This window comes from Streptomyces sp. NPDC101219 (genome assembly GCF_044767675.1).
GTDB lineage: Bacteria > Actinomycetota > Actinomycetes > Streptomycetales > Streptomycetaceae > Streptomyces.
The window spans coordinates 329,137-351,846 of sequence record NZ_JBIWOK010000003.1 but is presented as its reverse complement, the minus strand read 5'-3'; the positions used below and the strand labels follow the sequence as shown (position 1 = coordinate 351,846).

Below are 22,710 nucleotides of genomic sequence, written 5' to 3'. Positions count from 1 at the left end.
CATCGCATCCCCTGATCCCTGTACCATGCAGGGACACCCAGATCGAACCAACTCTGCCTGATGCAGAGCTGGCGCGACCGTATGGCGGCCGGCACGCCCTGAGCTGTGGCACCGGTATCTACCGCAGTCAGCGCAAGAGGACAGCTCTCGGCGCGCCCCTCAGCGGGCCTGCGCTACCAGGCGGCAGAAAGGCACGGGCCGTGGCATCCACGGTCACCTCGTCGGAGAAGTCGGCGGCCACCTCCCGCCCGGGATACGGCCAACTGCTGCGCACCCGCGGCGCCTGGACCTTCCTGGTCCCCGGTTTCGCGGCACGCCAGCCGTTCGCCATGCTCACCCTCTCCATCGTGCTGCTGGTGCAGCACACCACCGGCTCCTACGGAGCAGCCGGCGCCGTCGCCGCCGTCACCGGCGTGTCCATGGCCCTCTTCGCCCCCTACAGCGGCCGCCTCGCCGACCGCCACGGGCAGCGCGCCGTCCTCGTGCCCGGCGTCCTGGTGCACACCCTGTCCGGCGTGACCCTGACCGCGCTGGCGCTGGCCGACGCCCCGCTGTGGGTGCTGTTCCTCGCCGCCGTCCCCACGGGCGCCTCGGTCCCGCAGGTCGGGCCCATGGTGCGGGCCCGGTGGGGCGTCAAGCTGAAGAAGGACTCTCCGCTGATGGGCACGGCGGCGGCCTTCGAGTCGGTCACCGACGAGTTCACCTTCGTCGTCGGCCCCCTGCTGGCCACCGCGCTGTGCACGACCGTCGCCCCGGCTGCCGGACTGCTCGCCGAGGCGTCCCTCACCCTGGTGGGCGGCCTGCTCTTCGCCGCCCAGAAGGGCACCCAGCCCGCGGTCGCCGCCGACCGGCGCACGCGCGTGCGGCACGCCTCCGCGCTGAGCGTGCCCGGGGTGCGGGTCCTGATCGTGACCTTCCTCGGCATCGGCTCCGTGTTCGGCGGCATGCAGGTGTCGCTGGCCGCGTTCTCCGAGTCCATCGACCGGCCCGCCCTCAACGGCGTCCTGTACGGCGTCTTCGCCGCGGGCAACATGCTCGCCGGCCTCGCCTGCGGGGCCATCGCCTGGAAGACGGCACCCCAGCGCCGCCTCCTCCTCGGCTACGCCGCGCTCGCCCTGACCGCCTCCGCCCTGTGGACCGCCGACTCGGCGCTGCTGCTGGCCGGGCTCGGACTCCTGGTCGGCATGTGCATCGCGCCCGCCCTGATCACCGGCTACACCCTGGTGGACGACCTGGTCCCGGCCGGCGCCCGCACCGAGGCGTTCACCTGGCTCACCGGCGCCGTGGCCCTCGGGCAGGCGGCCGCGGTGACGGTCGCCGGGCAGCTGGAGGACCGGCTCTGGGACGGCGCCGGCTTCCTCGTCCCGATGGCGGGCACAGTGCTCGCCCTCATGACCCTGCTGACCCTCCGGTCACGGCTGGTCCCGGCCCCGCGCGGACGCACCGTCGCACGTGGCGTGGGTCACCGCGCGCCCGTCGCAGTGGACTGATCCCTCGGAATACGTCACTATGGACCGTCGTTAGCACTCATCGAGTGAGAGTGCCAGGAGGAAGACAGTGCCGACCTACCAGTACCAGTGCACCGAGTGCGGCGAGGGCCTCGAGGCGGTGCAGAAGTTCACCGACGACGCCCTGACCGAGTGCCCGAACTGCCAGGGCCGCCTGAAGAAGGTGTTCTCGGCGGTGGGCATTGTCTTCAAGGGCTCCGGCTTCTACCGCAATGACAGCCGCGGCTCCTCGTCGAGCAGCTCGCCGGCGTCGAAGTCGTCCTCCGACTCCTCCTCGTCTTCCTCCTCCGGTTCCTCTTCGTCTTCGTCGTCGTCCTCCTCGACGTCCGGCTCGGGTTCGAGCTCGTCGTCGGGCTCCGGCAGCTCGACGAGCACGACCGCCGCGTAACTCCTCTTCCGCTTTCCCCCGTACACCCCGTCGTCACCGGACGACGGGGTGTACGGCGTTCCCGCCCCGCTCGACGGTCCGGGCGGCCGTCTCACGGCCGGTCCGGCCGGGCGGTGGGCCGGTCCGGCAAGGCGGTGGGCCGGTCCGGCAAGGCGGTGGGCCGGTCCGGCAAGGCGGTGGGCCGGTTCGGCAAGGCGGTGGGCCGTTAGGGTGCGGTGCATGGCGAACAAGGCGAACGCTCCCCAGGCGGCGACCCCTGCGACCGTGACCGCGGACATCGGCGTGATCGGCGGCTCCGGTTTCTACTCGTTCCTCGACGATGTGACCGAGGTCGAGGTCGACACCCCCTACGGGGCGCCCAGCGACTCCCTCTTCATCGGTGAGGTCGCCGGCCGGCGTGTCGCCTTCCTCCCCCGGCACGGACGCGGGCACCATCTGCCGCCGCACCGCATCAACTACCGGGCCAACCTGTGGGCGCTGCGCTCCGTCGGGGTGCGCCAGGTGCTCGGTCCCTGCGCGGTGGGCGGCCTGCGCCCCGAGTACGGGCCGGGCACGCTGCTCGTGCCGGACCAGCTCGTCGACCGGACGAAGTCCCGCGCGGGCACCTACTTCGACGGGCTTCCGCTGCCCGACGGCACGATCCCGAACGTGGTGCACGTGTCGCTGGCCGACCCCTACTGCCCCACCGGTCGGGCCGCTGCCCTGAAGTCGGCACACGGGCGGGACTGGGCGCCGGTGGACGGCGGAACGCTGGTGGTGGTGGAGGGGCCGCGCTTCTCCACCCGCGCGGAATCCCTGTGGCACCAGGCGCAGGGCTGGTCCGTGGTGGGCATGACCGGCCACCCCGAGGCGGCGCTCGCCCGTGAGCTGGAGCTCTGTTACACCTCCATGGCCCTCGTCACCGACCTCGACGCCGGCGCGGAGACCGGTGAGGGCGTTTCCCACGACGAGGTACTGCGCGTGTTCGCGGCCAACGTGGACCGGCTGCGGGGCGTCCTCTTCGACACCCTGGCGGCACTGCCGGCCGCGGAGGAGGAGCGGGAGTGCCTCTGCGCGTCCGCGCTGGGCGGGATGGACCCGGGGATCGCGCTGCCGTAGGGGGGAATGGTCGACGGGGGCGAGGGCCCGGCGGGCGAGGGCCCGGTGCGGGGCGAGGGCTCGACGGGAGGTGAGGCTCTCGTTCGGGTGACGCGGTTGTCCACAGGTCCGTGCTGATCCACAGACTCAGGCGGACTTCGGCGGCAGACGCCATCGTGGGGATCGCAAGCCGGTCCCTCGTCACAGGTGGTGGTCCCGTGTCGTCGCTGTCGTCCCGTCCCCCGTCCGCGTCCAGCCCCTCGTCCGCGTCCAGCCCCTCGTCCGTGCACCGTCCACCGTCCGCATCCCCTCCCCCGTCCGTGCACCGTCACCGTCCCCCGCCCGCGTTCCGGACCGTCGCCTCGTCTGCGAGCCCTCCCGGGCCCGACGTGGTACACAGCGCCGGTGCCGATGTGCCGCCGACGTGCGCGGTGCCGTACTTCGCTCCGGTGCGGGTGCGCGCGGGAATGCTCCGCCCGGGCAGGCTCGCCGCACACCGGAGGCGGGCCGTCGCGGCGGGACTCGCCGTCACGGCTGCCGCGCTCGTGGCGGCCGGCCCGCGGGAGACGGACGAGTCCCGGGACCGCCCCGACGAGTCGGCCGCCGCCCGTCCGGCCGCCGCAGCGAAGGCGGAGGCGGAGGCGGTACGGAAGCGGCGCTCGGGCGCGTATGTCATGGCTCCGGTGCGGATCGCCGACGCGGCCACGGTACGGCTGGTGCGCCCGGGAGACCGGGTCGACGTGATCGCAGCCGAGGAGCAGGCCACCGGCGGGGAAACCCGTGTGCTGGCACGCGGGGCACGGGTGACGGACGTCCCGGACGACCCCCTGCACGATGCCGACGGGGCCGAAGGGACCGGCGGGGCCGATGCCGTGGGCGGCGGGGTGAGCGGCGGGGCGTTGGTGGTGCTGTCCGTGCCACGTGCCACCGCGGCCGCGCTCGTCGGCGCGAGCTCGACCGCACGGCTGGCGGTGACGCTGTGCTGAACTGGGACCTTTCGAGTCCCGGGGGCGCGCCGGATGCCTCGTGCGAGCGACCCGATTGGACAGGCCGACACGGCGTTGACGTAGGTTGCGGAGCGTTTTGTTCCACGGACCGCGTACGCGAGAAGAGGCCCCGAGTTGAGCGAGCAGAAGGATTCCAGCATCTGGCAGGGCTTCAAGGCCTTCCTGATGCGGGGGAACGTCGTCGATCTGGCCGTAGCAGTGGTGATCGGCGCCGCCTTCACGAACATCGTCAACGCGGTGGTGAAGGGTGTCATCAACCCGCTCGTCGGAGCGTTCGGCACACAGAACCTGGACAGCTACAGCTCGTGCCTGAAGGGCCCGTGCGAGGGCAGCGGCGATGCCGCGACGGGCGTCAGGATCCTGTGGGGCTCGGTCCTCGGCGCGACGCTGCAGTTCGTGATCACCGCTGCGGTGGTCTACTTCCTGATGGTGCTGCCCATGGCCAAGTACCTGGCCCGGGTGGAGGCCCGCCGGAAGGCCAAGGAGGGCACGCAGGAAATCATCGAGGTCTCCGAGCTGGAGGTGCTGAAGGAGATCCGCGACGCCCTCGTGTCGCAGCGGGGCTCGGGCCACAGCGAGCGCTGAGCTGCGGGGCCCGGCCCCCGAAGCCGGAGGGCGCGCACTCGGCACCCCGGCGAAGGCCAAGGCGAGGCCGAGGGCGATGGCCCCCGGCCGGAGCGGGCCGACCGGTCAGATGTGGTGGGGCGGCTTCTCGTCGAGGAAGCGCTTCAGGTCCGCCGCGCTGTCGCCGGACGGCCGCTCGCCCCACCCGCGGTCGGTGTCGTCCGAGGACTGCTGGTTCAACGGGTCGTCGAAGACCAGCGCGGGCTTCGGCTCGCGCGGCGCGGAATCCGGGGCGGTACTCATGCCTCCAGGGTACGACTCCGGCCACGCCCGCCACTCCGGCCGCACGGTGCCGGACGGCGCGGCCCGCGGCGGGCCCCGGTGAGCTGCGGTGGGTCGCGCGGTGCCTGCTCCAGACTGGCGCCATGACAGTTGACGCTCTGACGGATGTGACCGGCCTGCGGGTCGGACACGCGACCCGCACCGGCGACGGCGCACTCACCGGCACCACGGTCGTCCTCGCACCGGAGGGCGGGGCGGTCGCCGCGGTGGATGTGCGCGGCGGAGGTCCCGGCACCAAGGAGACCGACGCGCTCGATCCGCGCAACCTCGTGCAGAAGGTCGAGGCGATCGTCCTGACCGGCGGCAGCGCCTACGGGCTCGACGCCGCGTCCGGGGTGATGGCCTGGCTGGAGGAACGCGAACGCGGGGTGCGCGTCGGCCCCGACCCCACGCATGTCGTGCCGGTCGTGCCGGCGGCGTGCGTGTTCGACCTGGGCCGGGGCGGCGACTTCCGGGCGCGTCCCGACGCGGCCATGGGACGAGCCGCCGTCGAGGCCGCCTCGGCGAGCGAACCGGGGTCGCCGGTCCCCCAGGGGTGCGTCGGCGCGGGGACGGGGGCGGTGGTCGGACAGCTCAAGGGCGGTGTCGCCACCGCCGCCACGGTGCTGGAGTCCGGCGTCACGGTGGCCGCGCTGGTGGTCGCCAACGCGGCGGGCTCGGTCGTCGATCCGGAAACGGGGGTGCTCTACGGGGAGTTGTTCGCGGGCCGGGTGCGCTACCCGGACCCCGACGTCCACCGGGCCGCGCTCCAGCGGCTGGAGGCGCTGGCCGAGCGCAGCGCGCCGCCGCCGCTCAACACCACGCTCGCGGTCGTGGCGACGGACGCGGTGCTGACGAAGGCGCAGGCCCAGAAGCTGGCCGGCACGGCCCACGACGGCATCGCCCGCGCGGTACGGCCGGTGCACCTGCTCAGCGACGGCGACACGGTCTTCGCGATGGCCACGGGCGCCCGCACCCTCGACCCGGCCGACCCGCTGGCGCTCAACGAGATCCTCGCGGCCGGCGCGGACATGGTCACCCGCGCGATCGTCCGGGCGGTCCGCATGGCCGGCTCCGTGGACGGCCCGGGCGGAGCCTGGCCGTCCTACGAGGAGTTGTACGGAACGCCGTAGGTGCACGGGGGAGGGGACGAAGGGGGAGCCGAAGGGGCAGCTGAGAGCGAGGCGGGCCGGGGGCGGGACGACCAGGGGGGTGGGTGGCCGGGTGGGGAGGGAGGGTCGGAGGGGAGGGCTGGGGGCGGGGAGGGAGGGGGCGGGGGGGAGGGGGGAGGCCCCCCTCCCCGGTGACTCCCCGGCGCCGATGTCCCGGTTCTGTCACGGCACCGTTCTCATGCCGCTCGGCCGGAACCCGGGCAGGTGCGGGTCCCCTCTTCGTTCGCGTACGCCGCTTACCCCGTGTATGGCGCCTACGGAGTGGATCACCCGCATCGTTCGCATCTGGAGCAGCCCGTGACAAGGCCGGACAACACAGCACGGCGCGCACTGGTGGCCGGTGCCGCCCTCATCGTCGGCGCCCTCACCCTCACCGCCTGCGGTGGCAGCGCCCAGGCCGACGGCGACCGCGACGGCAAGGGCGGCACACAGTCCGCCGACGTGTCCGTCGCGAAGATAGCCATCTCGGCGAAGGACGGTTCGACGGGTGCGTCGATCAACTCCACCGGCGTCAAGGTGAGCGGGGGCCGTCTGACGGACGTGAAGATGACCGTGGCGGGTTCTGGAGAGGCGGTGGCCGGGTCGATCTCGTCGGACGGGACCGCCTGGAAGCCGGGGAAGCAGTTGGAGCGCGGGACGCAGTACCGGATAGCGGCGACGGCGAAGGACGGCGAGGGCCGCACGGCAGCGGCCAACTCCAGCTTCACCACCGTCACGACCGACGGCAGCTTCATCGGCACATACACCCCGGACAACGGGACCACGGTCGGTGTGGGCATGCCGGTGTCCTTCACCTTCGACAAGGCGATCACCGACAAGAAGGCCGTGCAGTCGCACATCGCCGTCACGTCGAGCAGCGGCCAGGAGGTGGTCGGGCACTGGTTCGGGGCGCAGCGCCTCGACTTCAGGCCCCAGGATCACTGGAAGGCCGGCTCCAAGGTCACGATGAAGATCGACCTGGACGGTGTCGAGGGGGCCGACGGCGTGCACGGCGTGCAGAAGAAGACGGTCACCTTCACCGTCGGCCGGTCGCAGGTCTCCACCGTCGACGTGAACACCCGGACGATGACGGTGGTCCGGGACGGCAAGACCGTCAAGTCGGTCCCGATCTCGGCGGGCGACGCCCAGCACACCACCTACAACGGACAGATGGTGATCTCCGAGAAGTTCACCCAGACCCGTATGAACAGCCGGACGGTCGGGATGGGCTCCGAGTACGACATCCCGGACGTGCCGCACGCGATGCGGCTGACGAGCAGCGGCACCTTCATCCACGGCAACTACTGGTACAACAAGGGCAACCCGCCGTTCGGCCGGGAAGGCACCAGTCACGGCTGTGTCGGGCTGGCGGACGTGCGGGGCGCCGGGGGCAACACGCCCGGCAAGTGGTTCTTCGACAACACCCTCGTCGGGGACGTGGTGGTCGTGAAGAACTCGCCCGACAGCACGGTGGCGCCGGACAACGGCCTCAACGGCTGGAACATGGGGTGGGGCGAGTGGGTCGCGGGCAGCGCGGTCTGATGCCGTGCCGCCGTGGATCCGTCGGCGGAACGGCCCGCTGAGCAGGAAGTTTTGACGTTCCCTCGGTCCGGGTAGGAATTTCTCGCGTGGCCCGCCCGTTTTCCCTGCGTACGTTTTCTCGGTTCCCGGACATGATGTCCGACCGAGGGGCTACGGTATGCACCCACAAGGTGACATGCAGCAACGCCGGGAGAAACCTTGAGCGTTCCGTACGAGACGGCAGCGTACGAACCGTCCGACTCGCCCGAGTCTCCGGAGGAGCACCTCGCGCGCCTCCTCGGCCGTGCCCTGAACTCGTTCGAGTTGCCGGACGAGACGATAGCCCGGCTGGACTGCGCGCTGGCGCACGACGGCTCGCTGTACTCCGCGCACCACAGCGCGGGCCTGCACCGGGAGACGTACCGCCATACCTGGCTGCTCGCCGACGGCTCGGCGCTCACGCTGTGGGAGCTGGTGCACAACCCGGCCCCCGGCCATGAGCCGCAGCACGAGGTGTACGTGGACGAGGAGGAGCTGCGGACCGCCACCGCCCGGCTGCCGCTGCCGCCGGACGCCCCGGAGTTCGAGCTTCCGGTGACGGTGCAGCTGTCGTCGGTGCCGGCGCCCCGGCCGGCGTACGTGCCGGACGACTCCGCGGACCACGCGCGCCGTCTCCTGCGCCGGGCGGAGAACGCGGACCGGCCGGACTCCCGGACGGCGGCGCTGCTGCGGACGGCGTTCGCGCATCAGATCACCCAGGCGTTCGGCCGGCCGGCGTACTCGGGCCGGTCGGGTCTGTGCTTCTCGCTGTACGAGCACGCGTTTCTGCTGCACGACGGAGCCGAGGTCTCCCTCTGGGAGGTCGAGCACACGGCCACGCCCGACGGGCGGCACATGTGCGAGGTGTACGTGACGGAGGACGCGGCCCGGGACGCCATGGAGCGCCGGGCGGCGCAGGTCCCGTAGGCGGCACGGGTACGGTCCGGTCGAACCTTGCCGCTCCCTGTCGGGGCGCTCCTCCCCCGCCGGAGCTGCGCGGGCTCTGTGGTACCGGCGGCGACACCGGCCCCGTAGGGCAGACACCGCTCAGTGACGCCCGCGGCCGGGTCAGTCGTCGTGGCCGGTGAGGCGGCGTACCAGGCCGGCGAAGGCGGCGCGTTCCGCCGGGCTGAGGGTGACGGCTTCCGCCTGTGGGCCCGTCTGCCGCTGCCGGGGCACCGCAGGGAGCGACCACGGTCGCGCGTGCCCGGGGACCAGCAGACAGGGCGCGGGCGGCCTGCCGTTCCTCGCGCGGGTCTTCGCGCGCGCCGGGAACCGCGTCCGCACCGGCACCGCTCCGGCGCGACGGCGCAGGACGGTGGCCAGGCCGGCCGCGCAGCCCACGGCGGCCACGGCTGCCAGGGTCAGGGCGGTCCTGCCCGTCACCTTCAAGATCGCGTCGTGCTCAGGCATGCGGCCCAGTACACACCACGGTCCGGGGCTTATGGCCCCGGACCGTGATGATGGTGAGCTATCTCGCAGTCGGGATGAATACCCCCGAACCCTCAGGGGCCCGCCGCGGTCCGCAGCTGCCCTCAGGCGGCCACCGGCTGCTCCGGCCGGGCCGGCGCGGCAGCCGCACCGTCGCCGCCTTCGGCGGCTGCTCCCGGGACGGGCTTGCGCAGGCCCTTGAGCAGGATCACCAGGGCTGCCGTCACGACCACTCCGGCGGCGATGGCGACCAGGTAGAGCAGCGGGTTGCCGATGAGCGGGACCACGAAGATGCCGCCGTGCGGTGCGCGCAGGGTCGCGCCGAAGGCCATCGACAGGGCGCCGGTGACGGCGCCGCCCACCATGGAGGCGGGGATGACACGCAGCGGGTCGGCCGCCGCGAACGGGATCGCACCCTCGGAGATGAACGAGGCGCCCAGGACCCAGGCGGCCTTGCCGTTCTCCCGCTCGGTGCGGTTGAACAGCTTGCCGCGGACCGTGGTGGCCAGGGCCATCGCCAGCGGCGGGACCATGCCGGCCGCCATCACCGCGGCCATGATCTTCATGGCGGAGTCACTGGGGCTCGCGACGGCGATACCGGCGGTGGCGAAGGTGTAGGCGACCTTGTTGACCGGGCCTCCGAGGTCGAAGCACATCATCAGGCCGAGGAGGGTGCCGAGCAGGATGGCGTTGGTGCCGGTGAGGCCGTTGAGCCAGTCGGTCATGGCCTTCTGCGCCTCGGCGATGGGCTTGCCGATGACGACGAACATCAGGAAGCCGACGACCGCCGAGGAGATCAGCGGGATCACCACCACCGGCATGATGCCGCGCAGTGCCGTGGGGATCCGGACCCGCTGGATCCCGATCACGACCGCACCGGCGATGAGACCGGCGGCCAGACCGCCGAGGAATCCGGCGTTGATGGTGAGGGAGATCGCGCCGCCGACGAAGCCGGGCACCAGGCCGGGCCGGTCGGCCATGCCGTAGGCGATGTAGCCGGCCAGGACGGGGACGAGGAAGCCGAAGGCGACGCCGCCGATCTGGAAGAGCAGGGCGCCCCAGCTGGCCGCCTCGGTCCAGAGGAAGTGTTCCATCACCGACGGCGCTTCGTTGATCTCGTAGCCGCCGATGGCGAAGCCGAGGGCGATGAGGAGACCGCCCGCGGCGACGAACGGGACCATGTAGCTGACGCCGGACATCAGCCACTTGCGCAGCTTGGTGCCGTAGCCGTCGCCGGATTCGCCGCCGCGTTCGACGGGCGTGCCGTCGCCCGTGGCGGGCGCGGTGACCTCGCCGCGTTCGGCCTTGCGCCGGACCTCGGAGATCAGCTCGGCGGGGCGGTTGATGCCCGCCTTGACGCCGGTGTCGACGGTCGGCTTGCCGGCGAAGCGTTCCTTCTCCCGGACGGGAACGTCGTGGGCGAAGATCACGCCGTCCGCCGCCTCGATCACCGCCGGGTCGAGCCGGGTGAAGCCCGCCGAACCCTGGGTCTCGACGGTGACCTCCACGCCTGCCTCGCGGCCCGCGTTCTCCAGGGACTCGGCGGCCATGTAGGTGTGGGCGATGCCGGTGGGGCAGGAGGTGACGGCGACGATCCGGAAGGGGCGCGGGCCGGACCCTTCGGTGCCGGTCCCGGTGCCGGCGCCCGCTCCGGAAGCGGTGGCGTCCTGGGCGTCGGTGCGGCCCTTGGCGCTCCTGGCCCTCTTGGCGTCGTCGGCCGTGGCGGCTTCGGCGGAGGCCGCCGCCGAAGCCGCCACGGAGTCTGCGGACGCCGGGCTGTCCGGGGCGGCCGGGGTCGCCGGTGCGGCTGCGTCCGCCGTCGCCGGGGTCGCGTCGCCGCGGATGAGGGCCGCCGCGCCCGCCGGGTCGGTGACCTCGCGCAGGGCGGTCGTGAACTCGGTGTTCATCAGCTGCCGGGCCAGCGACGACAGGATCGTCAGGTGGGCGTCGTCCGCGCCCGCGGGTGCCGCGATGAGGAAGATCAGGTCGGCGGGGCCGTCCGCGGCGCCGAAGTCGATGCCGTCCGCGGTCCGCCCGAAGGCCAGCGTCGGCTCGGTGACGTGCTCGCTGCGGCAGTGCGGGATGCCGATGCCGCCGTCGAGGCCGGTGGGCATCTGGGCCTCGCGGGCGGCCACGTCGGCGAGGAAGCCGTCGAGGTCGGTCACCCGGCCCAGGGCCGCCATGCGCTCGGCGAGGGCACGGGCCGCCGCTTCCTTGGTGTCGGCGGACAGGTCGAGGTCGACCAGGTCCGCGGTGATCATGTCGCTCATCGCGGGCTCCTTCGCACGCGTATCGCCCGGGAGGTGCCGTGGGCGGGGGAGGGGACGGGGATGCGGTGGGGGGAGGCAGGGAACGGGGGGCGGGGGAAGGGGGTGGGGGGACGGACGGGGGTGGTGAGCGGGGCGGCCACGTCGGACGGGTTCATGTGACCGGCTCCTTCAGCGGGCGGTCGGCCGGGACGTCGGCGGTGACCGTGACGGCCGACGGGTCCAGGTCGCCCGGTGACGGCATCACGCTGCCCGGGGTCTGGACGGCCGCCGCTCCGTGGGCGACGGCGGAGGCGAGGGCCTCCGGGCCGCGCCCGCCGGCGATGAGGAACCCGGCGAGGGAGGAGTCACCCGCGCCCACGTTGCTGCGGACGGTCTCCACGCGGGCGGTGCCGAACCAGGTGCCGTCCCCGTCCACCAGCAGTTGCCCGTCGGCGCCGAGGCTGGCGAGGACGGCGCGGGCGCCCATCTCCCGCAGTTCTCCGGCGGCCTTGGCCGCGTCGCCCACCGTGGCGAGCGGGCGGCCGACGGCCTCGGCGAGTTCCTCGGCGTTGGGCTTCACCACGTCCGGCTGTCCGCGCAGGGCGGCGAGCAGGGCGGGGCCGGAGGTGTCCAGGGCGATGCGCACCCCGGCGGAGTGCGCCCGGGTGACCAACTCGGCGTACCAGGAGGGGTCCAGGCCGCGCGGCAGGCTGCCGCAGCAGGCGATCCAGTCGGCGCCCTCGGACTGCCGGTGCACCGTCCGCAGCAGCAACTCCTGCTCGGCGGCCGTCAGTTCCGGTCCGGGCGCGTTGATCTTCGTGAGGACTCCGTCCGCCTCGGCGAGTGCGATGTTGGACCGGGTGGGCCCTTCGACGGGGACCGGCGCGACCTCGATGCCCTGTGCGTCGAGCAGTTGGGCGACCAGGGCGCCCGGTGCGCCGCCCAGTGGCAGGACGGCGACGGTGCGCTGCCCGGCGGCGGCCACGGCCCGGGAGACGTTGACACCCTTGCCACCCGGGTCCACGCGTTCGCCGGTGGCGCGCACGACCTCGCCGCGGGCCAGCGAGGGGACCTCGTAGGTGCGGTCCAGGGACGGGTTGGGGGTGACGGTGAGGATCATGCGCGTACCACTTCCGTGCCGCCGCGTTCGATCGCGAGGGCGTCGTCCGGGCTCAGCCCGCTGTCGGTGATGAGCAGGTCCACGTCGTTCAGGTCGCCGAAGCGGGCGAAGTGTTCCTGGCCGTGCTTGGAGGAGTCGGCGAGGAGTACGACCCGGCGGGCGGCGGCCATCGCCGCCCGCTTCACCGCGGCCTCGGCGAGGTCCGGGGTGGTGAGCCCGTGCTCGGGGGAGAAGCCGTTGGCCGCCACGAACAGCACGTCGGCGCGGATCTCGCCGTACGCGCGCAGCGCCCAGGCGTCCACGGCGGCGCGTGTGCGGTGCCGTACGCGTCCGCCGACGAGGTGCAGCTGGAGGCCGGGGTGGTCGGCGAGGCGGGCCGCGATGGGGAGGCTGTGCGTGACGACCGTGAGGGAGAGCTCCACCGGCAGCGAGCCGGCGAGCCGGGCGACCGTGGAACCGGCGTCCACGATGACCGTGCCGTCGACGGGAACCTCGGCCAGGGCCGCCTTGGCGATGCGGTCCTTCTCGTCGGCGGCGGTCGTCTCGCGTTCGGCGAGGTCCGGCTCGAAGTCGAGGCGGCCGACCGGGATGGCACCGCCGTGCACCCGGCGGACCAGTCCCGCCCGGTCGAGGGTCTTCAGGTCCCGGCGGATCGTCTCCGCGGTCACCTGGAACTCCTCGGCCAGCGACACCACGTCCACCCGCCCGCTCTCGCGGGCGAGCCGCATGATCGCCTGCTGGCGCTCCGGTGCGTACATGTCCACTCACCTCCGAACCGTGCCCGAACGTGTGGTTTAGAAATGAATGGTACGGCTCCATTTCAGGAAAGTAAACAGGTCCGGGCGCAATCGGGCATGAGTGGGCTTCTGCTTGTGCCCGTTTTGCCTCGACCGCCCGATCGGCCGCCTGGGACGCGAGAGCGGCGCACGGCCGGAGGGCCGGGCGTCCCGCGCGGGTGCCCGGCCCTCCGGCCGCTCCTCGTCGTCTCGCCTCCTGTCACGCCCCCCTCGCCCACGGTCACGCCCCCGGCTCAGGGCACGCACTGCGGCTCAGGGCACGAACTGCGGCTTCCGGTCCTCCGCCGCGGCGTCGCCCCGCCCTCCGCCGGCGGTCGCTGCGGTGTCCACGGTGTCCGCAGTACCGCTTGCGGCGCCCGCCGCCCCGTCCGCCGTCCCCGGCGCACGGCCGGCATCCACCGGCTCCGGCCCTCCCGGCACCTCCGCGCCGTCCACGTGCTGAGCCGGCCGCCCGGGCAGCGCGAACATCAGCAGGAAGATCAAACCCATCACCGCGGCGACCCAGCCCAGCGCGTGCTGGAACCCGTCGGCGAAGGCGGGGCCCACCTCGCCCCGGGCAAGGCGTTCGTCGATCACGCCGAAGAACACCACCGAGACCAGGCCGAGTCCGAGCGCGTTGCCCATCTGCTGCACCGTGTTGATCAGCCCCGACGCCGACCCGGCGTGGGCGTGCGGCACCTCGGACAGCACCGCGTCCGTCAGCGGGGCGACGATCAGGCCCATGCCGACGCCCATGACCACCAGCGGCAGCGCCATCTGCCAGGAGGAGATGCCCATGCCGTAGCGCTCGGACTCCCAGATGTAGAGCAGCACGCCGACGGCCATCACCAGCGCCCCGGCCTGGAGCACCTTCCGCCCGAAGCGCGGCACGAGCAGCTGCACCGACAGGCCGGCGGCCACGGAGACGGCGATGGAGAACGGCACCCCCGTCAGGCCCGCCCGCAGGGCGGTCCAGCCCAGGCCGACCTGCATGTACAGCGTCCAGACCAGGAAGAAGATGCCGAGGCCGATGCCGAACACGGTCTGGACGGCGATGCCCGCCGCGAAGCTCTTGACCCGGAACAGCGACAGTTCGATCAGTGGAGAACCGTCCCGCGCGCCCTTGCCGCGCTCGTACACCACCAGCACCGCGAGCACCACCAGCGCGCCCGCCATCATCAGGTATCCCCACAGCGGCCAGCCCAGCTCACGGCCGCGGGTGAGCGGGTACAGCAGCATCAGCAGGCCGAGGGTGACCAGTCCGACGCCCACCAGGTCCAGCTTCATGGCGCGGGGCGCCTTCGACTCGGAGATGAAGCGGCGGCCCAGGATCAGGGCGGCGAGGCCGACGGGCAGGTTGATCAGGAAGATCGGCCGCCATTCGAGGCCGAACAGGTTCCACTCGGTCAGCAACGCGCCGAGCAGCGGCCCGGACACGGCGCCGAGGCCGACGATCGCGCCGAACAGTCCGAACACCTTGCCGCGTTCGTGCGCGGGGAAGGTGGCGTGCACGATCGACAGCACCTGCGGAACCATCAGGGACGCCGTGGCGCCCTGCAGGATCCGGGAGGCGACCAGCATCTCGGGGTTCACGGCGAGCCCGCACAGCGCCGAGGCGAGGGTGAAGCCCCCGACACCGAGGAGGAAGATCCGCTTGCGGCCGTGGATGTCACCGAGCCGTCCGCCGGTGATCAGCCCGGCGGCGAAGGCGAGCGCATAGCCCGCGGTGATCCACTGGATCTGACTGAAGCTGGCGCCCTCGTCGCGCTGGATGGTCGGGATGGCGATGTTGACGATCGTGACGTCGACCAGGTCCATGAAGGCGGCGGTCATCACGATGGCCAGCGCGAACCAGCGGCGGCGGTCGCCCGGAGCGGGCGCCGGAGCAGCGGGCTCGGCAGACGTGGGAGGCGAGCCGGAGGTGGAGTCCGTGTAGGTCATGTCCCGACGCTATGACGCATATAGGCCAGATCATGTCCTAGTCCTGCGGCATCCTGACGTGCATGACGACGGACACCCCGGCTCGGCTCCTGACGCTCCTCTCCCTCCTCCAGACACCCCGTGAATGGCCCGGCGGCGAGCTCGCCCAGCGCCTCGGGGTGTCCCGCCGCACGGTGCGGCGGGACATCGACCGGCTCCGCGAACTCGGCTATCCCGTCCAGGCGACCCTGGGTGCCGAGGGCGGCTACCGGCTCGTCGCCGGCAAGGCCATGCCGCCCCTGGTGCTCGACGACGAGGAGGCGGTGGCGATCGCCGTCGGCCTGCGCGCGGGCGCCGGACACGCCCTGGAGGGCGTCGAGGAGGCGTCCGTACGGGCGCTGGCGAAACTGGAACAGGTGCTGCCCGGCCGGCTGCGCCACCGCGTCAGCACACTCCAGGCCGCCACCACCCCGCTGACCAGCGGCGACGGGGCGAACATCGCCCCCGAGACGCTGACCGTCATGGCGTCCACGGTGGCCGGGCGCGAGCGGCTCCGGTTCGCCTACCGGGCGGCCGACGGCACCGAGTCCCGGCGCCTGACCGAGCCGTACCGGCTGGTGTCGACCGGGCGGCGCTGGTACCTCGTGGCCTACGACCTCGACCGTGCCGACTGGCGCACGTTCCGCGTCGACCGGGTGAGCGAACCGTTCGCGACCGGGGCACGCTTCGCACCGCGCGAGCTGCCCACCGGCGACGCGGCGGAGTACCTGCGCAGGTCGATGCACCGCCACCAGGAGTCCTACGCACTCGACGTCTCCTTCGCCGCCCCGGCCGACGTGGTGGCTCCCCAGCTGCCGCCCTGGCTGGGCACGCCGGAGCCGCAGGGCGAGCACAGCTGCCGCCTGCGCGCCACGGTGGGGGACGACAAGAAGTGGATGGCGGTCCGTCTGCTCCTCCTCGGCCATGATTTCACCGTGCACGGACCGGAGGAACTGGTCGACTGTGTACGTGAGTTGGGCGCACGCATGTCGAGGGCGGCGGGCGGCGGAGCAGCGGCCGCCGCCGGTCCCCCGCCAGCCGTAGGCCTCGGATCAGAAGCCGCGAACGGTCCCCCGTCAGCCACGGGCGGCGCAGCAGAAGCCGCGACCGGTCCCCCGTCAGCCTCGGGCGGCGGAGCAGAGGCGGCGACCGGTGACCCGTCAGCCGCCGGTGCCCGCCACGTCGTCCCAGGGGAAGTGCCGTAGCGCGGCCAGGTTGGCCAGGGCCAGTGCCACGGGACCCTGCGGGCCGTCGACGGGACCGTCACCGGACGCCCAGCCCTCCGTGGCCGTCCGCACGGCGGCACCGGCGACGGCGGCGGCGAACCGCAGCCGGATCCGCACGGCAACGTTGTCGGCCTCGGAGGAGGGGACATGCCCCCGGGCCGCCCGGCGCGCGGCGACCCGCTCCTCCAGCACGTCGGCCAGGGCCCGGTCCGACGCCTGGCAGACCTCGGCCCACACCCTGCGCAGCACCGGATCCGACCCGGCGAGCCGGATCAGCGTGCGCATCCAGTCCCACGAGGCCGCCGACACCCCTGCGCCCGGCGTCAGCGTGTGCCGTACCGCGCGTTCCAGCGCCTGTGGCACGGACTCCTCGGGCGGGGCCGCCCGCACCGCCTCCACCCAGCGCCCGGCGCCGGTCTCGTAGAGGGGGGCGATGGCCTCCTCCTTGGTCGCGAAGTACCGGTAGAAGGTGCGCGGGGCCACGCCCGCCGCCAGCGCGATGTCCTCGGCCCGGGTGGCCCGCAGCCCCTGCCGGACGAACAGTCCGGCCGCTGCGCGGGCGATCGACATACGGGTCTCGGCCTTGCGCCGCTCGGTCAGGGAGGGCGAAGGCGACAAGGAGTCCTGTGACGCCGGTGGGAGCGGGGAGGACGGTGGCGTCGGGGTGGTGCTGCTCACGCTCGGCAGGCTATGCCCATGTGGCACAATCTGCCATCTGGCGGGCCACCCCGGGGTTCAGGTTCGGGGTGGCCCGCTTTCCATGCCCTCAGCACGGGGATACGCCCCGGCCACCGGGCCGAGCCGGGCGAGCAGAAGAAAAGCCGGGCCCGGCGCCCGGGGGGAGGGCGCCGAGCCCGGCTCGGGGCGTCCCGGCGCCGGGGGGGGTGTGCGCCGGGACGTGGCTCAGTGGTCCGTCGTGCGTGGATCGGTCCGTCGTTGCGTGGTCATCGGCCTCGTCGGCCCGAGAGGGCCACGACGGTCCTCCGGCCCGAACTCCCGCACTTGCAGGTCTTGTTCCCGGAGCTCCGGGAGTTGAAGCGGCGCGGAACCGCCATTGTTCGCGCGGTCGTCCGCCACCTTGCGCACCGGCGGCACCGGCCCGGCCCGGCCCGGGCGAACGGGCCGGCTGCCGCGGACGCATCGTTGCATCGTCGGGGCCGTACAGGCCCGGGACTACCGCGAGAGGGCAGCCGGCAGCGGGGGCGCTCAGGCCACCGCGTCGAAACCGGTGTCGCGGGCCAGCTTCTTCAGCTCCAGCAGCGCGTGCTTCTCGATCTGCCGGATGCGCTCGCGCGTCAGGCCGTGCTCCTTGCCGACCTCCGTCAGGGTGCGCTCGCGGCCGTCCTCGATGCCGTAGCGCATCTTGATGATGGAGGCGGTGCGCTGGTCCAGACGGCCGATCAGGTCGTCGAGCTCCTCGCTGCGCAGCAGCGTGAGCACCGACTGCTCGGGCGACACGGCGGACGTGTCCTCCAGGAGGTCGCCGAACTGCGTCTCGCCGTCGTCGTCGACCGACATGTTCAGCGAGACCGGGTCACGGGCCCAGTCGAGCACGTCGGTGACGCGCTCCGGCGTGGAACCGAGCTCGGCGGCGATCTCGGTGGGCTCCGGGTCCCGTCCGTGCTCGCGGTTGAACTCGCGCTGCACCCGGCGGATCCGCCCCAGCTCCTCCACCAGGTGCACGGGGAGGCGGATGGTGCGGGACTGGTCGGCTATCGAGCGCGTGATGGCCTGGCGGATCCACCACGTGGCGTACGTCGAGAACTTGAAGCCCTTGCGGTAGTCGAACTTCTCGACGGCACGCACCAGACCGGCGTTGCCCTCCTGGATCAGGTCGAGCAGGGGCAGTCCGCTGCGCGGGTAACGGCGCGCGACGGCGACGACCAGCCGGAGGTTGGAGCGGATGAAGATGTCCTTGGCCCGCTCGCTGTCGTCGACCAGGGCCTGGAGCTCCTCGGGGGTGGCTCCGACGTTGTTCTCCTCCTGGCCGTCCAGGATCTGCCGCGCGAACACACCCGCCTCGATGATCTGCGAGAGCTCGACCTCCTTGGCGGCGTCGAGCAGCGGTGTGCGCGCGATCTCGTCGAGGTACATGCCTACCAGGTCGCGGTCGGCGATCTCGCCGCCGTGGGCGCGAACACTGCCTGCCGCGGCGACCGTCTCGCCGGTGGCGGACTGACGACGGGCGACGGCGCGGGTTGCCATGCGTGCTCCCTTGCGATGGTGAGGTCAGCGGGTGGTGCGGACGCTCGGACACCTCTTCACAGGTCTCTTCGGACTCTGCTCGGGTGCCCTGCATCCGTAGGAAACAACGACTGGAATCAGGACAGAATTCCCAACCTGACCCTCGATTTTTCTGATCTTGCAGTACCCTGTCCCGCCGCACTGCGGGAGGCTTCATGCCATCGGAACCGACGGAGATCCAGGTCAGGCCGGGCACCGAGGGTGATCTGGCAGCTCTCACCGACCTGTACAACCACTACGTACGTGAGACGGCCATCACATTCGACACGGCGCCGTTCACCCCGGAAGAGCGCCGCCCTTGGCTGCTCTCCCACCCTGTAGACGGCCCGCACCGGCTGTTGGTTGCCACGGGCGCCGGATCCGGGCGGATTCTCGGCTACGCCACGTCCAGCGCGTACCGCACGCGGCCCGCGTACGCGACGTCCGTGGAGACCACGGTGTACGTCGCGCCGGACGCGGGCCGCCGCGGGATCGGCTCGCTCCTGTACCGGTCCCTGTTCGACGCACTGACGGGCGAGGACCTGCACCGCGCGTACGCGGGCATCGCCCTCCCGAATGAGGCCTCCGTGCGCCTGCACGAACGCTTCGGGTACCGCCATGCCGGCACCCACCGTGAGGTGGGCCGCAAGTTCGGCCGCTACTGGGACGTGGCCTGGTACGAGAAGGAGCTGTAGGCCCCGCGACACCCCCGGGCACCTTCACCCGGGCGCCTTCACGGGGGCGCCTTCACGGGGGCGCCTTCACCCGAGCACCTTCACCCGGGCGCCTCCACACGGGCGGGCGGCTCAGCCGAACTGCACCGACCGCTTGGCCAGCCCCATCCAGAACCCGTCGATCACGGCCTTCTGTTCCCCGAGCTCACCCGCGGCGTCCGCGGCGCCCATGGTCACGAAGAGCGGGGCGAAGTGCTCGGTGCGCGGGTGGGCGAGCAGGCCCGCCGGCGACTTCCGGGTGAAGTCGAGCAGCGCGTCGACGTCGCGGGCGTTCAGTGCCTCCTGCCCCCAGGCGTCGAACTCCGCCGACCAGGCGGGGATGCCGCCCTGCCGGAGCGCGGCCAGGTTGTGGGTGAAGAAGCCGGATCCGATGATCAGGACGCCCTCGTCGCGCAGCGGCGCCAGGCGGCGCCCGATCTCCATCAGCTTCACCGGGTCGAGGGTCGGCATGGAGACCTGGAGGACCGGGATGTCGGCCTCGGGGTACATCTCGACGAGCGGGACGTACGCGCCGTGGTCGAGTCCGCGGTCGGGCACGTCCGTCACGGGCATGCCGGGGGCGCGCAGCAGCTTGCGGACCGATTCGGCCAGGGCCGGGGCGCCGGGGGCGCCGTACTTCACCTGGTAGTAATGCTCGGGGAAGCCCCAGAAGTCGTAGACGAGGGGGACGGTCTCGGTCGCGCCGAGGGCGAGGGGGGCCTCCTCCCAGTGGGCGGAGACGACGAGGATCGCCTTCGGGCGGGGCAGGTCGGTGGACCAGGCGGCCAGCTGTCCGGGCCAGACGGGGTCGTCGGCCAGGGGCGGGGCGCCGTGGCTGAGGTAGATCGCGGGCATGCGGTCCTGGGTGGCGGCGGCGGTCATGGCGACGGCTCCTTTCGGCGATGGTCCGGCATCGGCACATGCGGCTTCCGCTATCCGGTTCCGGCATCCGCATCCGGCAGACACTTGGCCTTTGCTTTAACTCTCAACTTCCACCGCCGACTGTACCCACAGTTCGTTTAATTTTCAAGGAAAGCGTCGTACAGTGGAGACATGAAAACGGCACCCGGCTCGGCGCACACCGAGGAACCCCGCTGGCTCAGCGACGACGAGCAGAGCGTCTGGCGCGCGTACATCGACGCCACCACCCTCCTGGAGGACCATCTCGACCGCCAGCTCCAGCGCGACGCGGGCATGCCGCACGTGTACTACGGACTGCTGGTCACGCTGGCCGAGTCCCCGGAGCGGCGGCTGCGGATGACCGAGCTGGCGATGGCCGCGAAGATCACCCGTTCCCGCCTCTCCCACGCCGTGGCCCGGCTGGAGAAGAGCGGCTGGGTACGCCGTGAGGACTGCCCCTCCGACAAGCGCGGCCAGTTCGCGGTCCTGACGGACGAGGGGTTCGAGGTACTGGCCCGGCACGCCCCCGGCCACGTGGAGGCCGTACGCCAGGCGGTCTTCGACCGGCTCACCCCGGAACAGCAGAAGTCCCTCGGCGAGATCATGAAGATCATCGCCGAGGGACTTCAGCCGTCGGAAGCGGGAGCGGACCTCCCCTGGCTGCGCTGACCCCTCCGGTCTGACCCCTCCGGGCCGGCCCTTCGGGGCTGACCGCGCGGGGAGCGCGCCACGGGGCTCCGGCGCGTCAGTGCATGACGACCGGCACCGCCGCCTCCTCCTTCGCCGCACCCTCCAGGGCGTCAGCGTCCGAGTCCGAGTCGGACGACGAGGCCGTCATCGTGCCGTCACCGGGCCGGCCGGCGTTGACGAGGACCAGGGCGATCACGGCGGCCGCCACCAGGATGCCCACCGCGAACCAGATCGCGCTCGTGTAGCCCTGCACCAGCCCCTGCATCCGCACCAGCTGCTGCTGGGACGGTCCGGCCGCGCCACCGATGTGGTCGGCGACGTAGGCCGTGGTCGCCGAGGCGGCGATCGTGTTCAGCAGGGCCGTGCCGATCGCACCGCCCACCTGCTGCGAGGTGTTGACCATCGCCGACGCGACCCCGGAGTCCCGGGGCTCCACGCCGAGCGTGGCCAGGGACATGGCCGGCATGAACGCCGTACCCATGCCGAGGCCGAGCAGCAGCATTCCGGGCAGCAGCAGGGACGCGTACGCGGAGCCGATCTCCAGCTGGGTCAGCAGCAGCATGCCGACGGCGGCGACCAGGAAGCCGGGGCCCATCAGCAGCCGGGGCGGGACCCGGGTCATCAGGCGGGCACCGATCTGCGTGGAGCCCGTGATCATGCCCGCGATCATCGGCAGGAAGGCGAACCCGGTCTTGACCGGCGAGTAGCCCTTCACGACCTGCAGGTAGTAGGTCAGGAAGAGGAACAGGCCGAACATCGCGATGATCGCCAGGCCGAGTGAGAGGTACACCCCGCCGCGGTTGCGCTCGGTCACCACGCGCAGCGGCAGCAGCGGCGCCCTGACCCGGGACTCGACGAGCACGAACGCGATGAGCAGGACGGCCGAGGCGACGAACATGCCGATCGTCAGCGCGTCGCTCCAGCCCTCGGACTCGGCGCGGGTGAAGCCGTAGACCAGCGCGACCAGGCCCAGCGTGGAGAGCACGACGCCCGGGATGTCGAGCGGCGAGCGGTTGCGGCCGCCGGACGGCTCACGGATGACGAAGTACGCGCCGGCCGCGGCGATCACGGCGAACGGGATGTTCACGAAGAACGTCCAGCGCCAGTCCAGGTACTCGGTGAGGAACCCGCCGAGGATCAGGCCGACGGCGCCACCGCCACCGGCGATCGCACCGTAGATGCCGAAGGCCTTGGCGCGCTCCTTGCCGTCCGTGAACATCACGGCGAGCAGGGACAGCGCGGCCGGGGCGAGCAGCGCGCCGAACGCGCCCTGCAGCGCACGGGCGCCGAACATCATCGCCTCGTTGGTGGCCGCCCCGCCGAGCGCGGAGGCCGCGGCGAATCCGCCCAGCCCGAGCACGAAGGCGCGCTTGCGGCCCCACAGGTCGGCGATCCGGCCGCCGAAGAGGAGCAGTCCGCCGAAGGCGAGGGCGTAGGCGGTGACGACCCACTGGCGGTTGCCGTCCGAGATGCCCAGGTCCTGCTGGGCGGACGGCAGCGCGATGTTCACGATGGTGGCGTCCAGGACGACCATCAACTGGGCGAGCGCGATGAAGACGAGCGCTTTCCAGCGGTTGGAGTCCGGCGCGCCGGGATCGGCCCGGTCAGCCGCCGGTCCCGCCGGTCCTGCCGGTGCGGTGGAGCCTGCTGAGGCTGTTTCAGACATGGGGGTACCCACTTCGGAACGTCGTAAGGGAAAGGGCCGTAACGGAAGTGCGGGGCGGCGCAGACGCGTGGATGCGCGGACGTGCCGCCGATGCGTCCGGAGACGGATGTCGCAGGAACCCGGAGACGGATGTCGCAGGAACCTTCGTAGGGGACTCGGAAACGTCGTAGGGATCGTCGAA

General features: G+C 72.4%; 21 protein-coding genes. 11 read left to right on the top strand and 10 right to left on the bottom strand.

Annotation, left to right across the window (positions count from 1 at the left end; all coding sequences use genetic code 11):
* Positions 1 to 200: 200 nt before the first annotated feature.
* The 5 genes from ACIRPP_RS07795 (at position 201) to mscL (ending at position 4,565) form a co-directional block, all read left to right on the top strand.
* Positions 201 to 1,490 carry an MFS transporter gene (locus ACIRPP_RS07795; RefSeq protein ID WP_403638875.1) on the top strand — a complete coding sequence of 430 codons (1,290 nt, stop codon included), beginning with the start codon at positions 201 to 203 and terminating at the stop codon, positions 1,488 to 1,490.
* Between the two features lie 67 nt (positions 1,491 to 1,557).
* Complete coding sequence (locus tag ACIRPP_RS07790; protein WP_403638873.1) at positions 1,558 to 1,896, top strand: FmdB family zinc ribbon protein; 339 nt, start codon at positions 1,558 to 1,560, stop codon at positions 1,894 to 1,896.
* Between the two features lie 219 nt (positions 1,897 to 2,115).
* A complete protein-coding gene (locus ACIRPP_RS07785) occupies positions 2,116 to 2,994 on the top strand; it encodes an S-methyl-5'-thioadenosine phosphorylase (protein ID WP_403638871.1) in 879 nt (292 codons plus the stop codon).
* A gap of 410 nt (positions 2,995 to 3,404) precedes the next feature.
* Entirely contained in the window at positions 3,405 to 3,959 is a 555-nt protein-coding gene (locus ACIRPP_RS07780) for an RcpC/CpaB family pilus assembly protein (protein WP_403638869.1), read from the top strand.
* Between the two features lie 135 nt (positions 3,960 to 4,094).
* Entirely contained in the window at positions 4,095 to 4,565 is a 471-nt protein-coding gene (gene mscL, locus ACIRPP_RS07775) for a large conductance mechanosensitive channel protein MscL (protein WP_403638868.1), read from the top strand.
* A gap of 105 nt (positions 4,566 to 4,670) precedes the next feature.
* Here the strand turns inward: mscL and ACIRPP_RS07770 are convergent, their stop codons facing one another.
* Entirely contained in the window at positions 4,671 to 4,847 is a 177-nt protein-coding gene (locus tag ACIRPP_RS07770; protein WP_403638866.1) for a hypothetical protein, read from the bottom strand.
* Positions 4,848 to 4,969: 122 nt separating this feature from the next.
* On the opposite strand from ACIRPP_RS07770, the gene ACIRPP_RS07765 reads away from it, so the two are divergent.
* The 3 genes from ACIRPP_RS07765 (at position 4,970) to ACIRPP_RS07755 (ending at position 8,503) form a co-directional block, all read left to right on the top strand.
* Positions 4,970 to 5,998 carry a P1 family peptidase gene (locus tag ACIRPP_RS07765; RefSeq protein WP_403638864.1) on the top strand — a complete coding sequence of 343 codons (1,029 nt, stop codon included), beginning with the start codon at positions 4,970 to 4,972 and terminating at the stop codon, positions 5,996 to 5,998.
* 336 nt (positions 5,999 to 6,334) lie between these two features.
* Positions 6,335 to 7,558 (top strand): Ig-like domain-containing protein, encoded by a 1,224-nt coding sequence (locus ACIRPP_RS07760; RefSeq protein WP_403638862.1) that lies wholly within the window; start codon positions 6,335 to 6,337, stop codon positions 7,556 to 7,558.
* A gap of 198 nt (positions 7,559 to 7,756) precedes the next feature.
* Positions 7,757 to 8,503 carry a DUF6227 family protein gene (locus ACIRPP_RS07755; protein ID WP_403638861.1) on the top strand — a complete coding sequence of 249 codons (747 nt, stop codon included), beginning with the start codon at positions 7,757 to 7,759 and terminating at the stop codon, positions 8,501 to 8,503.
* 141 nt (positions 8,504 to 8,644) lie between these two features.
* On the opposite strand, the gene ACIRPP_RS07750 is transcribed toward ACIRPP_RS07755, so the two are convergent.
* The 5 genes from ACIRPP_RS07750 to ACIRPP_RS07730 form a co-directional block, all read right to left on the bottom strand.
* Positions 8,645 to 8,989, bottom strand: coding sequence for a hypothetical protein (locus ACIRPP_RS07750; protein ID WP_403638859.1), 345 nt, complete (start codon positions 8,987 to 8,989; stop codon positions 8,645 to 8,647).
* Between the two features lie 122 nt (positions 8,990 to 9,111).
* Positions 9,112 to 11,277, bottom strand: a complete 2,166-nt coding sequence (locus ACIRPP_RS07745) for a fructose-specific PTS transporter subunit EIIC (protein WP_403638857.1) — start codon at positions 11,275 to 11,277, stop codon at positions 9,112 to 9,114.
* 151 nt (positions 11,278 to 11,428) lie between these two features.
* Positions 11,429 to 12,376 carry a 1-phosphofructokinase gene (pfkB, locus tag ACIRPP_RS07740; protein WP_403638855.1) on the bottom strand — a complete coding sequence of 316 codons (948 nt, stop codon included), beginning with the start codon at positions 12,374 to 12,376 and terminating at the stop codon, positions 11,429 to 11,431.
* On the bottom strand, positions 12,373 to 13,134 hold the full coding sequence (locus ACIRPP_RS07735; protein ID WP_164351608.1) for a DeoR/GlpR family DNA-binding transcription regulator: 762 nt from the start codon (positions 13,132 to 13,134) through the stop codon (positions 12,373 to 12,375). The genes pfkB and ACIRPP_RS07735 overlap by 4 nt, the downstream gene beginning before the upstream one ends.
* Positions 13,135 to 13,425: 291 nt before the next feature.
* On the bottom strand, positions 13,426 to 15,093 hold the full coding sequence (locus ACIRPP_RS07730) for an MFS transporter (RefSeq protein WP_403638853.1): 1,668 nt from the start codon (positions 15,091 to 15,093) through the stop codon (positions 13,426 to 13,428).
* Between the two features lie 62 nt (positions 15,094 to 15,155).
* Here ACIRPP_RS07730 and ACIRPP_RS07725 point away from each other — a divergent pair, with 62 nt between their 5' ends.
* Positions 15,156 to 16,316, top strand: coding sequence for a helix-turn-helix transcriptional regulator (locus tag ACIRPP_RS07725; RefSeq protein WP_403638852.1), 1,161 nt, complete (start codon positions 15,156 to 15,158; stop codon positions 16,314 to 16,316).
* Here ACIRPP_RS07725 and ACIRPP_RS07720 read toward each other — a convergent pair.
* Together ACIRPP_RS07720 and ACIRPP_RS07715 are read right to left on the bottom strand one after the other, a co-directional pair.
* Complete coding sequence (locus ACIRPP_RS07720; RefSeq protein ID WP_403638850.1) at positions 16,272 to 17,015, bottom strand: TetR/AcrR family transcriptional regulator; 744 nt, start codon at positions 17,013 to 17,015, stop codon at positions 16,272 to 16,274. The two genes, ACIRPP_RS07725 and ACIRPP_RS07720, sit on opposite strands and share 45 nt — an antisense overlap.
* A 528-nt stretch (positions 17,016 to 17,543) precedes the next feature.
* Positions 17,544 to 18,542 carry an RNA polymerase sigma factor RpoD/SigA gene (locus ACIRPP_RS07715; RefSeq protein ID WP_403638848.1) on the bottom strand — a complete coding sequence of 333 codons (999 nt, stop codon included), beginning with the start codon at positions 18,540 to 18,542 and terminating at the stop codon, positions 17,544 to 17,546.
* 194 nt (positions 18,543 to 18,736) lie between these two features.
* Between ACIRPP_RS07715 and ACIRPP_RS07710 the strand changes: the two genes are divergently transcribed.
* Positions 18,737 to 19,255 carry a GNAT family N-acetyltransferase gene (locus ACIRPP_RS07710; RefSeq protein ID WP_403638847.1) on the top strand — a complete coding sequence of 173 codons (519 nt, stop codon included), beginning with the start codon at positions 18,737 to 18,739 and terminating at the stop codon, positions 19,253 to 19,255.
* Positions 19,256 to 19,366: 111 nt separating this feature from the next.
* Here the strand turns inward: ACIRPP_RS07710 and ACIRPP_RS07705 are convergent, their stop codons facing one another.
* On the bottom strand, positions 19,367 to 20,128 hold the full coding sequence (locus ACIRPP_RS07705; protein WP_192231125.1) for a dioxygenase: 762 nt from the start codon (positions 20,126 to 20,128) through the stop codon (positions 19,367 to 19,369).
* Positions 20,129 to 20,326: 198 nt separating this feature from the next.
* Between ACIRPP_RS07705 and ACIRPP_RS07700 the strand changes: the two genes are divergently transcribed.
* Positions 20,327 to 20,842: a MarR family winged helix-turn-helix transcriptional regulator gene (locus ACIRPP_RS07700; protein WP_403638845.1), complete on the top strand. Its 516-nt coding sequence runs from the start codon at positions 20,327 to 20,329 to the stop codon at positions 20,840 to 20,842.
* 76 nt (positions 20,843 to 20,918) lie between these two features.
* On the opposite strand, the gene ACIRPP_RS07695 is transcribed toward ACIRPP_RS07700, so the two are convergent.
* The gene (locus ACIRPP_RS07695; RefSeq protein WP_403638843.1) at positions 20,919 to 22,529 is read right to left on the bottom strand and encodes an MFS transporter; all 1,611 of its coding nucleotides are present in this window, start codon (positions 22,527 to 22,529) and stop codon (positions 20,919 to 20,921) included.
* Positions 22,530 to 22,710 lie beyond the last annotated feature (181 nt).